This is a genomic window from Streptomyces sp. STAM6, assembly GCF_054963715.1.
The window spans coordinates 23,683-35,249 of sequence record NZ_JBUEFZ010000010.1 but is presented as its reverse complement, the minus strand read 5'-3'; the positions used below and the strand labels follow the sequence as shown (position 1 = coordinate 35,249).

13 protein-coding genes and 1 tRNA gene are annotated in these 11,567 nt (G+C 72.1%); 6 read left to right on the top strand and 8 right to left on the bottom strand.

Annotation, left to right across the window (positions count from 1 at the left end; genetic code table 11):
• Nucleotides 1-2: 2 nt before the first annotated feature.
• From ACY34K_RS14715 to ACY34K_RS14695, 5 genes are all read left to right on the top strand, one after another.
• Nucleotides 3-1,262, top strand: a complete 1,260-nt coding sequence (locus tag ACY34K_RS14715; RefSeq protein WP_462746948.1) for an SPFH domain-containing protein — start codon at nt 3-5, stop codon at nt 1,260-1,262.
• Between the two features lie 140 nt (nt 1,263-1,402).
• Nucleotides 1,403-1,996, top strand: coding sequence for a lytic polysaccharide monooxygenase auxiliary activity family 9 protein (locus ACY34K_RS14710; protein ID WP_462746947.1), 594 nt, complete (start codon nt 1,403-1,405; stop codon nt 1,994-1,996).
• A 98-nt stretch (nt 1,997-2,094) separates the two neighbouring features.
• Complete coding sequence (locus ACY34K_RS14705; RefSeq protein ID WP_462746946.1) at nt 2,095-3,348, top strand: sensor histidine kinase; 1,254 nt, start codon at nt 2,095-2,097, stop codon at nt 3,346-3,348.
• Nucleotides 3,327-3,980 (top strand): response regulator, encoded by a 654-nt coding sequence (locus ACY34K_RS14700; RefSeq protein WP_462746943.1) that lies wholly within the window; start codon nt 3,327-3,329, stop codon nt 3,978-3,980. The genes ACY34K_RS14705 and ACY34K_RS14700 overlap by 22 nt, the downstream gene beginning before the upstream one ends.
• 115 nt (nt 3,981-4,095) lie before the next feature.
• Complete coding sequence (locus tag ACY34K_RS14695; protein WP_462746941.1) at nt 4,096-4,581, top strand: phospholipase; 486 nt, start codon at nt 4,096-4,098, stop codon at nt 4,579-4,581.
• A gap of 72 nt (nt 4,582-4,653) precedes the next feature.
• Here ACY34K_RS14695 and ACY34K_RS14690 read toward each other — a convergent pair.
• The 6 genes from ACY34K_RS14690 to ehuB all read right to left on the bottom strand — a co-directional run bounded on the left by ACY34K_RS14690 (nt 4,654) and on the right by ehuB (nt 8,658).
• Nucleotides 4,654-4,727 (bottom strand) — tRNA-Lys (locus ACY34K_RS14690).
• 75 nt (nt 4,728-4,802) lie between these two features.
• Nucleotides 4,803-5,561 carry an IclR family transcriptional regulator gene (locus ACY34K_RS14685; protein ID WP_462746939.1) on the bottom strand — a complete coding sequence of 253 codons (759 nt, stop codon included), beginning with the start codon at nt 5,559-5,561 and terminating at the stop codon, nt 4,803-4,805.
• Nucleotides 5,562-5,728: 167 nt separating this feature from the next.
• On the bottom strand, nt 5,729-6,478 hold the full coding sequence (gene ehuA, locus ACY34K_RS14680) for an ectoine/hydroxyectoine ABC transporter ATP-binding protein EhuA (RefSeq protein ID WP_462746936.1): 750 nt from the start codon (nt 6,476-6,478) through the stop codon (nt 5,729-5,731).
• Nucleotides 6,468-7,118 (bottom strand): ectoine/hydroxyectoine ABC transporter permease subunit EhuD, encoded by a 651-nt coding sequence (gene ehuD, locus ACY34K_RS14675; RefSeq protein WP_462746935.1) that lies wholly within the window; start codon nt 7,116-7,118, stop codon nt 6,468-6,470. Before ehuD ends, ehuA begins: the two co-directional genes overlap by 11 nt.
• Nucleotides 7,115-7,774, bottom strand: coding sequence for an ectoine/hydroxyectoine ABC transporter permease subunit EhuC (gene ehuC / locus ACY34K_RS14670; protein ID WP_462746932.1), 660 nt, complete (start codon nt 7,772-7,774; stop codon nt 7,115-7,117). The genes ehuD and ehuC overlap by 4 nt, the downstream gene beginning before the upstream one ends.
• Nucleotides 7,771-8,658 (bottom strand): ectoine/hydroxyectoine ABC transporter substrate-binding protein EhuB, encoded by an 888-nt coding sequence (gene ehuB, locus ACY34K_RS14665; protein WP_462746929.1) that lies wholly within the window; start codon nt 8,656-8,658, stop codon nt 7,771-7,773. Before ehuB ends, ehuC begins: the two co-directional genes overlap by 4 nt.
• Nucleotides 8,659-8,700: 42 nt before the next feature.
• On the opposite strand from ehuB, the gene ACY34K_RS14660 reads away from it, so the two are divergent.
• A complete protein-coding gene (locus ACY34K_RS14660; protein WP_462746926.1) occupies nt 8,701-9,195 on the top strand; it encodes a DUF3830 family protein in 495 nt (164 codons plus the stop codon).
• Here ACY34K_RS14660 and ACY34K_RS14655 read toward each other — a convergent pair.
• Both ACY34K_RS14655 and ACY34K_RS14650 read right to left on the bottom strand, forming a co-directional pair.
• Nucleotides 9,173-10,612, bottom strand: a complete 1,440-nt coding sequence (locus tag ACY34K_RS14655) for an amidase (protein ID WP_462746925.1) — start codon at nt 10,610-10,612, stop codon at nt 9,173-9,175. The genes ACY34K_RS14660 and ACY34K_RS14655 overlap by 23 nt on opposite strands.
• Nucleotides 10,605-11,555: a D-2-hydroxyacid dehydrogenase gene (locus ACY34K_RS14650; protein ID WP_462746924.1), complete on the bottom strand. Its 951-nt coding sequence runs from the start codon at nt 11,553-11,555 to the stop codon at nt 10,605-10,607. Before ACY34K_RS14650 ends, ACY34K_RS14655 begins: the two co-directional genes overlap by 8 nt.
• Nucleotides 11,556-11,567: the final 12 nt, after the last annotated feature.

Genomic DNA, 11,567 nt, shown 5'->3' with positions numbered 1-11,567 from the left:
CGATGAGCGCGGCGACGCCGGAGGGCGGGTCGGCGGGACGGCGTGTCCCGGTGATCGGCACGGAGACCACCGGGCAGATCCCGGTCCACCTGCTGTTCCGGGACGAGGGGGAGGAGCCGGCGGCCGGGGCGAGCGGAAGCCCGGGAGCCGTCCCCGCCGGAAAGCTGCCCGCGGGGACGGTGGCCGCCGCACCCGGCACGGCGGTCCGCGACCGGGCGGCGGCCCGGCCGGCCGCGTCCACCGCCACCGTGCCCCGCTCCGGTACCCGGTCGGCCACCGGGTCCGGCACCGGGCCCACCGTCCGGAGCCGCCCCGCGCCCCCCGGCGACCCGGCGCTGGTCGAACGGCCCGGCGCGGCGCTGCCCGGCTGGGCCGGGGTGGCTGCCGGATGCGCGGCGCTGCTCGGGTGCGCCGCGTTGGTGTGGTGGGTGGGGGCCGTCCCCGAGCCGGTGACCCGCATGCTGCGGCTGCCCTCGCACCCGTACCACGGCATCGCGCTCGGGCTGTGGGCGCTGCTGGCGCTGGGCGTCCTCGCGGTGCTGTTCGCGTTCGGCGGTCTGGCACGCGGGCGGGTCGGCCACGCCTGGGTGCTCACGCTGTTCGGCGACTACCGGGGCAGTGTGCGCCGCACCGGGCTGATGTGGGTCAGCCCGCTGCTGCTGCGCCGGCGCGTCGACGTGCGGCTGCGGCACTGGCGCAGCGAGCCGCTGCCCGCGGTCGACGCGAACGGCACCGCGCTGCGGGTGGTGGTGCTGGTGGTGTGGCGGATCAGGGACACCGTCAGGGCCGCGCTCGGGGTCGCCGACCACGAGCAGTACCTGCGCGAGCAGGTGGAGGCGGCCATGGCGCGCGTGATGTCGCGGCTGCCGGCCGACTCTCCCGCCGACTACGGCGGAGGCGTCCCCGCCCACGACGACGCGCCGATGACCCTGCGGGACGCGGAGGCGGTGGGGGAGGCGCTGACCCGGACGCTGTCGGCGGAGTGCGCGCCCGTGGGGATCGACGTCTTCTCCGCGCAGCCGACGCGGATCGAGTACGCCCCGGAGATCGCGGCGGCGATGCAGCGGCGGCGGATCGCGTCGATCGACGCCCGGCACCGCGACATGGTGCTCGGCTCCGTGGTGGACGCGGTGGACGACATGGTCCACCGGCTGACCACGCGTGGTCTGGTCGAGCTGGACGACTACGACCGCAAGTCGCTGGTCAAGGACCTGACGGTGGCCTTCTACACGGGTCGTTCTGGTCCGGTCGAAGGTGCGTGATTGGTCTGGACATGCCCAAGAGCCCTCAATACATTGGAGCTTGGTCTAGACCGGAATCAGCAGGACCGCATCACCGCACCACCACGCGCGCGTGCAGCACGGCTCACGGAACTTCCCCCACGTATCCCTGGAGCACCAGCATGCGAAATCGCAGAACGGGCGCGGCCGTGGTGGCCCTCGGCGTCGCCGCGGCCTCCCTCCTGGCCACCAGCAGCGCCAGCAGCCACGGCTACACCGATTCCCCGATCAGCCGTCAGAAGCTGTGCGCCAACGGCACCGTGACCAATTGCGGCAGCATCCAGTGGGAGCCGCAGTCCGTCGAGGGACCCAAGGGCTTCCCGGCCGCCGGCCCCGCCGACGGACGGATATGCTCGGCCGGCCTCAGCCAGTTCGCCCAGCTCGACGACCCGCGGGGCGGCAACTGGCCGGCGACCAGGGTGTCGGGAGGCCAGAGCTACACCTTCCGCTGGCAGTTCACCGCCCGGCACCGCACCACCGACTTCCGGTACTACATCACCAAGAACGGCTGGGACCGCACCAAGCCACTCACCCGCGCGGCCCTGGACGCCCAGCCCTTCCTGACCGTCCCCTACAACAGCCAGCAGCCGCCGGCCACGCTCACGCACCAGGGCACCATCCCGAGCGGCAAGACCGGCAAGCACCTCATCCTGGCCGTCTGGACCGTCGCGGACACGGCGAACGCCTTCTACGCCTGCTCGGACGTGCAGTTCTGAGGACGGGCCGGCCGCCGCGGGGGTAGGGCCAGGCCTACCGGGCGTACGCCCGCAGGGACCATGGTCGCGCCGTGAGCCCGGCGCCTACCGTGGCCCGCATGGATCCCCGTACCCCCTGGCAGGCCCTGACCCGGAGCGACTACCTGCGCGGCGGCTGGCCCTGGCGGTCGGCCGGGTACCTGGCGAGCGGCGCGCTCATCGGCGCGCTCGTCCTCGTCGTGCTGCTCGTGCTGGCCGCCTTCTCCCTCCTCCTCGTCGGCCTGCCGCTGCTGCTGCTCACCGGCGTCGCGCTCGGCGGCGTCGAGCGGTGGCGGCTGCGGCTGGTGGACACGGAGCCGGCCGCCGACCCGCACCGGGTGCCCGACGAGCCGGGGCTCGTCGCCTGGCTGCGGGTACGGGCCCGGGAACAGGCCACCTGGCGGGAGCTCGCCTACGCGCTGCTGCTCGGCTGCGTCCTCTGGCCGCTCGAACTGCTCACCCTCGCCGTCCTGGTGGGCGGCCCGCTGGCGATGACGGCGGCGCCCGTGCAGCTGGCACTCGACGGACACGAGGCGAGGGTGGCCAAGGGCCCTCTCGTGCACACCTACCCGGAGGCGTTCGCGGCCGCTCTGCTCGGCCTCGTCCTGCTCGCCGTCCTGCTCCACCCCCTCGGCGCGCTCGCCGGCGCCCGCGCCGCCGTCACCCGGGCACTCCTCGCCCCCCGCGACGCCGAGCTGCGGGACCGTATCGGCGAGGTCACCCGCTCACGGGCCCGCCTCGTCGACGCCTTCGAGGCCGAGCGCCGCCGTATCGAGCGCGATCTCCACGACGGGGCCCAGCAGCGGCTGGTCGCCCTCACCATGACCCTCGGCCTGGCCCGGCTGGACGCCCCGCCCGGCCCCCTCGCCGACCAGCTGGCCAAGGCCCACGACCAGGCCGGCCAGGTCCTCGACGAGCTGCGCGAACTGATCCACGGCATCCACCCGCAGGTCCTGGCCGACCACGGGCTCGGAGCCGCCCTCGCCGACGCGGCCGACCGCTCCGCCGTCCCCGTGGACACCGACGTGGACCTGCCGCGCCTGGAGACCTCCGTCGAGAGCGCCGGATACTTCGCCGTCTGCGAGGCGCTCGCCAACGTCGGCAAGCACAGCGGTGCCACCCGGGCCCGGCTCACCGCCCGCCACGACGGCGACCGGCTCCTCATGGAGGTGCGGGACGACGGCCGCGGCGGAGCGGATCCCGGCGCGGGATCCGGTCTGACCGGACTGGCCGACCGGATCGCCGTCCTCGATGGCACACTGGCGATCATCAGCCCGACGGGCGGGCCGACCGTGCTGCGAGTGGAGATCCCGTGCCGAGCGCCCTCCGAATAGTCCTGGCCGAGGACAGCGTCCTGCTCCGCGAGGGGCTGATCGGGCTCCTCGGCCGCTTCGGGCACGAGGTCGCCGCCGCGGTCGGCGACGCGGACGGACTGCGCGACGCCGTCACCGAGCACGATCCGGACATCGTCGTGACCGACGTCCGGATGCCGCCCGGCTTCCAGGACGAGGGCCTGCGCGCCGCCGTCGCCCTGCGTGCCGAGCGCCCCGCCCTCCCGGTCCTCGTCCTCAGCCAGTACGTCCAGCGCGCCTACGCCGCCCAGCTCCTCGACTCGGGCGACGGCACCGGCGTCGGCTACCTGCTCAAGGACCGGGTCGGGCAGATCGAGGAATTCCTGGACGCGCTGACCCGGGTCGCCGCCGGCGGCACCGTCGTCGACCCCGAAGTCGTCCGCCAGCTGCTGCGCCGCCACCGCGACCCGCTGGAGGCGCTGACGCCCCGGGAACGCGAGGTGCTCGCCCTGGTGGCGGAGGGTCACTCGAACGGGGCGATCGCCCGCCGGCTCGTGGTCACCGAGGCGGCCGTCGGCAAGCACATCGGCAACATCCTGGGGAAGCTGAACCTCCCCCCGGCCGAGGACACCCACCGTCGGGTCCTGGCCGTCCTCACCTACCTCCGCGCCTGACTCCCGGGTTCCGCCCGGCGTAGAGGCGATTTATAGCGGTGCCCGCGAGGGTGGGCCCGCCCCGGCCGCCGGGCCGGGGTGTCGATCCCCACCCCCCCACCGGAGGTACCCGTCCATGCGCCGCTCCCGAGACCTCTTAGTGGCCGCCGCCCTCGCCCTCCCCACCGCTCTGATCACGGCCGGCCCCGCCGCGGCCGCCCCGGCCGACAAGCCGCGGGTCCTGAGCGGCTGGACCCAGACCAGCGCCGCCAGCTACAACGCCTGGGCCGCCGCCCGGGCCGACCAGGGCGCCTGGAGCGCGTACGGCTTCAACTGGTCCACGGACTACTGCACGTCCTCGCCGGACAACCCGTTCGGCTTCCCGTTCCAGACGGCCTGCGCCCGGCACGACTTCGGCTACCGCAACTACAAGGCGGCCGGGTCGTTCGACGCCAACAAGGCGCGGCTGGATTCGGCCTTCCACGCCGACCTGAAGCGGGTCTGCGCCGCGTACACAGGGGCCAAGAAGACCTCGTGCGACGCGACCGCCTGGACCTACTACCAGGCCGTGGACACGTTCGGCCGCTCGGCCGCGGTGGACGGCACGAGAAACGCCGCCTGACCCCGCGGCCGGTGAGCCCCGGCCGGGCACACGAATGAGCCCCCCGCTTCCGCGAGGGGCTCATTCCGTCTGTGCGCCGCCAGGGACTCGAACCCCGGACCCGCTGATTAAGAGTCAGCTGCTCTAACCAACTGAGCTAGCGGCGCCTGCTGACAGAAGTAATACTACCTGGTCCCGAGGGGTGCTCGTGACCACCCGCCCCGGACCCCGGCCGTGCCCGCTCAGATCGCCAGCGAGAGCACCACCGGAGCGGCCCTGCGGTTCAGCGCGTCCGCGGCCGAGCGCAGCCGGTGCGCGTGCTCGATCGGCAGGGACAGCGCCAGGCAGCCCACGGCGGACCCGGCCGTCAGCGGCACCGCCGCGCAGACCGTCCCCACGGCGTACTCCTGGAGATCCAGCACCGGCACGGTCGGCGGCTGGCTGTCCAGCTTGGAGAAGAGCACCTTCTCGCTGGTGATCGTCCGCGAGGTGAGCCGGGCGATCTTGTGGCGGGAGAGGTGGTCGCGCCGGCCGTTCTGGTCGAGCTGCGTCAGCAGGCACTTGCCGACGGCGCTGGCGTGGGCCGCGGATCTGAAGTCGACCCACTCGTTCACGCTGGGCGCGTGCGGCCCGTCGGCCACCTGGGTGATCTTGACCTCGCCGTCGATGTACCGGCTGATGTAGACCGCGGCGCCGACCGAGTCACGGAGATCGGTGAGGGTCTCCTGCAGCTTGGCCTCCAGGGCCTCCCGGCGGGTGGCGCCGGACCCCAGCAGGATGAGTGAGTCGCCGACCGCGTACGCCCCGTCGGCGACCTGCTCCACGTATCCCTCGCGGCGCAGCATGAGGAGCAAGGGGGCCAGATGGTGGGACGGAAGTCCGGTCTCCCGCCCGATCTGGACGTCGGTCACCCCGCCGCCGTGCCTGGAGATCGTCTCGAGAACGCGCAAGGCGTATTGCACCGAATGGAACGGCGCGGTCGGCTCGGGCTTCAGCGCCACGGTTTCCCCCTACCAGGTTGTTACCGCAAGCTTCCGTACCACGATAGCCGTCAAGAGCCGTTTCCGGTGAGCCTGTTGACAAGAAAGGTGCCGCACCCCAGCGGCATACGCTGGGGTGCAGCACTCTGGCATATGCCAGCGTCACTCTTACTCGATGGAGCGAGAGGTCAGAGCACTGCGCCGAGGAAGTCGCGCGTGCGTTCGTGCTCCGGTTCGGAGAAGATTTTCTCCGGCGGGCCGGACTCGATCACCCGCCCGGAGTCGAACATCAGGACCTCGTCGGAGATGTCCCTGGCGAAGTTCATCTCGTGCGTGACGCACAGCATCGTGATGTCCGTACTGCTCGCGATGGACCGCAGCAGATCCAGCACCCCGGCCACGAGCTCCGGGTCCAGCGCCGAGGTCACCTCGTCCAGCAGCAGCACCTGAGGCCGCATGGCCAGCGCCCGGGCGATCGCCACCCGCTGCTGCTGGCCGCCCGAGAGCTGCGAGGGCCGGGCGTCGCACTTGTCGGCGAGCCCCACCAGGTCGAGCAGCTCCCTCGCGCGCCGGTCGGCCTCGTCCTTGTCCAGCCCGAGGACCCGCACCGGCGCCTCGGTGATATTGCGCAGCACGGACATATTGGGGAAGAGGTTGAATTGCTGGAAAACCATGCCGATCTTCTTGCGCACTTCGCGCCGGTGCTTCTCGTCGGCCGGAAAGAGTCTTCCGCCATTGACGCTGATCGTGCCGGCGTCCGGCTTTTCCAGGGTCATCAGCAGCCGCAGGATCGTGGTTTTCCCGGAGCCGGACGGGCCGATCAGAGTGACGTGCTTGCCGGGCTTCACGGAGAAGCACAGATCGTCCAGGACCGTGTTCTCGCCGAAGCGCTTGGTGACGTTCTCGAAGGTGATCAGGTCGGTCGGGTCAGCGGACAAGACGGCGCTCCAGGGATCGGACGAGCAGGGATGCCGGATAGGCGATGAGGATGAACGCGACGCCGACCACCGTGAGCGGCTCGGTGTACTGGAAGGTCGCCGCGCTCTCCAGTCGGGACTGCTGGAGCAGTTCCAGCACGCTGATCCCGGCCAGCAGCGGCGTGTCCTTCAGCATCGCGATGACGTAGTTGCCGAGCGCCGGTGCGATCCGGCGCAGCGCCTGCGGCAGGATCACCGCGAACCAGGTGCGGTGGACGGGCAGGCTCAGCGCGGTGGCCGCCTCCCACTGTCCGGCCGGTACGGCGTCGATGCCGGCCTTGTAGACCTGGGCGGTGTACGTGGAGTAGTGCAGCCCGATCGCGATCGTGCCGGTGGTGAGAGCCGAGAACTGCACGCCCCACTCCGGCAGGACGAAGAAGAGGAAGAACAGCTGCACCAGCAGCGGGGTGTTGCGGATGAACTCCGTCACCGCGTTCACCGGCCAGCGGACGGCCCTGGCCCGGGCGCGCAGCCCCGCGGCCCACAGCAGTCCCAGGGTGAACGAGATCAGCGAGCCCAGCACCAGCACCTGCAGGGTGACGAGCACCCCGTCCCAGAAACGCGGCATGAAGTCCGCCACCGCAGACCAGTCCCAGTTCACTTGGTCACCATCCCGAGGTTGGCCTTGGTCTTCCGTTCGAGGGCCTTCATGGAACGGGTGATGACGAACGCGATCACGAAGTAGATCACCAGGACGACGGAGTAGATCTGCGCGCTCTCCTGGGTCGCCAGCCGCACCAGATACGCGGCGAAGGACACGTCGCCGACGCCGAGCAGCGACACCAGGGCGGTGCCCTTGAGCAGTTCGACGAGCAGGTTGCAGAAGGACGGCAGCATCTCCGGCACCGCCTGCGGGAGCAGGATCAGCCGCATCCGCTGCCAGGGCGTGAAGCTGAGCGCCACACCCGCCTCGCGCTGGGCGGGCGCCACGGCGTTCAGGGCGCCCCGCACGATCTCGGCGCCGTACGCCCCGTACGACAGGCCCAGCGCGAGGATCGCCGCCCACATCGGCACCAGCTGCCAGCCCAGCAGCGGCGGCAGGACGAAGAACAGCCAGAACATCAGGATCAGCGCCGACGTACCCCGGAAGATCTCCGTGTAGGCGGCGGCCACGAAGCGTACGAGGCGCGAGCGGTGCGTGCGGGCCATGCCGACGGTGAAGGCGACCAGCGCGCCGAGCGCGGCGCTGCCGGCGAGCAGCTGAATCGTGATCCAGATGCCGGGCAGCACCCAGTTCTGCCACAGTCCGGCGGTCATCGGCACAGCTCCTCGGCGGTCAGCGTGGTCATCTCCGACTCGGTGAAGCCGAACCTGCGCAGGATGCGGAAGAGCTCGCCGCTCTTCTTCATCCTGTGTATCTCGGTGTTGAAGGCGTCGCGCAGCTCGTGGTCGGTGGGGCGGAAGGCGAAACCCCCTCCGTCGATCTTCTTCCTGCCGTCGACGACCGCCGCGAACGGCGCGGTGGCCTCGGCCCTGGTGCTCTTCCTCACCACCTCACGGGTGGTCAGGGCGGTGCCCGCGAAGACGTCGACGCGGCCGGACTCGACGGCGTTCAGCCCCGCCACCTGGTCCTGGAGAATGACGATGTCCTTCTCGGGGTACCCGGCCGCCACCGCGTAGTCGATCTCCGCGTAGCCGGTGCCGGTGGCGAACCGGGCCTTGGTGCGCACGACGTCCTCGTACGAACGGAGGTTCTTGGGGTTGCCCTTGCGGACGATGAAGGAGTCGAGCATCTGGTACTCGGGGTCGGAGAAGATGACCTGCCGGCAGCGCTCCTCGTTGATGTACATCCCGGCCGAGACGACGTCGAACTGCTGGGAGTTGAGGCCGGGGATGAGGGAGGCGAAGTCGGTGGCGACGGGCTGGACGCGGTCGATGCCGAGCCGCTGGAACACCACCTTGGCCAGTTCGGGAGCCTCGCCGGTGAACTCGCCCCGTTCGTCGACGTACCCGTAGGGCACTTCGCCGGCGATGCCGAGGCGGACGGTGCGCTGGGATCTGAGCCGGTCGAGGGAGTCGCCCGAGGCGACCCGGCTGCAGCCGGCGGCGGCCGCCGACGCGCCGAGCGCGCCCGCGGTGCCGAGCAGCAGCGTGCGCCGCCGTATCGGTCCTGTGCTTCTCTGCCGAGCTGTACGAGCCATGGGCGCGCGGCTACCCGGGTCGACCCGGGGTATGCGTACGGGATGGCCGACCGATACCTGACCGTGTCCCTGGACAAGCGAGGGGTGCGGTGCACCGCGAAACTGCTGGACGACCGGGCGCCGTTGACCTGCGCCGCCGTGTGGGAAGCCCTGCCGCTCGGCGGCGATGTCTACCACGCGAAGTATGCCCGGAACGAGATCTACGCCCTCTTTCCGGCCTTCGCCGAGCGGGAACCCCCGCTGGAAAACCCGACCGTGACTCCCCTTCCGGGTGATCTGTGCTATTTCACCTTCACGGACACCCAGCTCGGCACGGCGTCGCACGGCTACGACAAGGACATCGCCCACCGCACCGTCGTCGACCTCGCCCTCTTCTACGAACGCAACAACCTGCTGCTCAACGGCGACACCGGCTGGGTTCCCGGCATCGTGTGGGGCACGGTCGTCGAAGGCCTGGACCGCATGGCCGAGGCCTGCCAGGACCTCTGGCGCGCCGGAGCGCTCGGCGAGACCCTCAGCTTCCGCCGGGCCTCCTGACGTCCGGCCCCGGAACACCGGCGACCCCCGACTCGTAGAGCGCGTGCGCCGCCCGCAGCACCAGATCGTCCCGGTGCCGGGCGGCCACCAGCTGCAGCCCGACCGGCAACCCGTCCCGGTCCAGGCCGCACGGCACGGTCGCCGCCGGCTGCTGCGTCAGATTGAACGGGTACGTGAACGGGGTCCACGCCGTCCAGCGCGACATCCCGCGCGGCGCCTCCACGCCCGCCTCGAAGGCCGTCAGCGGCAGTGTCGGGGTGACGAGCAGGTCGTAGGTGGTGTGGAAGCCGCCCATCCGGCGGCCCAGCGCCATCCGGGTGTCCACCGCCGCCAGGTACTCCAGCGCGCTGTACCGCCCGCCCCGCTCGCTGATCTCCCGCAGCCCAGGGTCGAGCACCTCCCGCTGCTCCCGTCCCAGGTGCTGCGTCAGCCGCGCCGCCCCGCTGAACCACAGTGTGTGGAACGCCTCCACCGGATCGGCGATGTCCGGATCGGCCTCCTCGACGTACGCGCCGAGCCCGGCCAGCCGCTCCACCGCCGCCCGGACCGCGGACGCCACCTCCGGGCGCACCGCCACCTGCCCGCCGAACGACGCCGAGTAGGCGACGCGCAGCCCCTTCACCCCGTCCCCGCCCGCCGTCAGCGCCTCGCGCACCGGCCGGCCCGGGCCCAGCTGCGACCAGTCCCGCCAGTCCTCGCCGCTGATCACGTCGAGCAGCAGCGCCGCGTCCGCCGCGTCGCGGGTCATCGGGCCCGTGTGGGACAGCGTGCCGAACGGGCTCGCCGGATAGATCGGCACCCGCCCGTACGTCGGCTTCAGTCCGAAGATCCCGCAGAAGGACGCCGGGATGCGGATCGAGCCACCGCCGTCCGTGCCGAGCGAGAGCGGGCCCGCGCCCAGGGCCACGGCCGCCGCGCTGCCTCCGCTGGAGCCGCCCGCCGTCCGCGCCGGATCGTACGGATTGCCGGTCACGCCCGACAGCGGCGAGTCCGTGACGCCCTTCCAGCCGAACTCCGGCGTCGTCGTCTTGGCCAGGAACACCGCGCCGTGCTCCCGCATCCGGGCCACCGACGGAGCGTCCTCGTCCCAGCGCCCCTCCGCGCGCACGGTCCTCGAACCGCGCAGGGTCGGCCCACCGGCCTGGAGCAGGACGTCCTTGACCGTCACCGGCACACCCTCGAGCAGCCCCCGCGGCTCCCCGCGCAGCCAGCGCCCGGCCGACTCCTCCGCCTGCGCGAGCGCCGCCTCGGCGTCGATCCGGGTGAAGGCGTTGACGAGCGGCTGCACGGCCGCGGCGCGGTCCAGCACGGCACGCGTCACGTCCACGGGCGAGAAGTCGCCCCGCGCGTAGCCGTCGAGCAGTTGACGTGCGGTCAGGTCGATGAGGTCCGTCGGCTCGCTCCTGGGCTCAGTCATGCATAGGGACGTACCCACGTTTCTTGTCGACCACGTTCGGCAGCGGTCGCCCCGCCGCCCACAGCTCGTACATCTCCACGAACTGCTCGCCCAGCCGGTCCCGCCAGCCGACCGTGTCGCCGCTCATGTGCGGCGAGACGATCAGCCCGGGCACGTCCCACAGCGGGCTGTCGTCCGGCAGCGGCTCCCGCTCGAAGACGTCCAGGGCCGCGCCTCCGATCCAGCGCTTCGCCACCGCCTCGGCCAGCTCCTCCTCCACGACGAGCCGGCCGCGCCCCACATTGACGAACCGGGCCGACGGCTGCATCAGGCCGAACCGCCGCGCGTCGAACATGCCGCGCGTCTGTGGGGTCAGCGGCGCCGCGCACACCACCCAGTCCGCCCGGGTCAGCAGCCGGTCCAGGTCCTCGTGGGCGTGGACGCCGGCCCGTGCGGTGCGCCCGACCACGGCGACCGCCACGCCCAGCGCGCGCAGGGTGCGGGCGATCGCCCGCCCGATCGGGCCCGAGCCCACGACCACGGCCCGGCTGCCCGAGACGCGCAGCCCCTCCCGGTGCCGCCACTCGTGCCGGCGCTGCAGCTCCAGGGTGCCCGGCAGGTCCTTCGCCATGGCCAGCACGAGCCCCGCCACGTACTCGGCGATCGGCTCCTCGAAGACGCCCCGGGCATTGGTCACCACCGTGTCGGAGGCGACCAGCTCGGGGCAGAGCAGCCGGTCGACCCCGGCGCTCGGGGTGTGGACCCAGCGTGGCCGGGGACCGTCGCCGGGCCAGGCCTCCCGTACCGCGTCGGAGGTGAAGTCCCACACCAGCAGCGCGTCGGCGGCGGGCAGTTCGCGGGCCAGCGCCTCTTCGTCGGTGAACCGCACGTCCGCCCGTCCGATGAGCCGGCCGAGGCGGGGCGGCGGGTCGGCCTGCAGGACCAGCAGGGTCGGCAGCGACATACGGGAAACCGT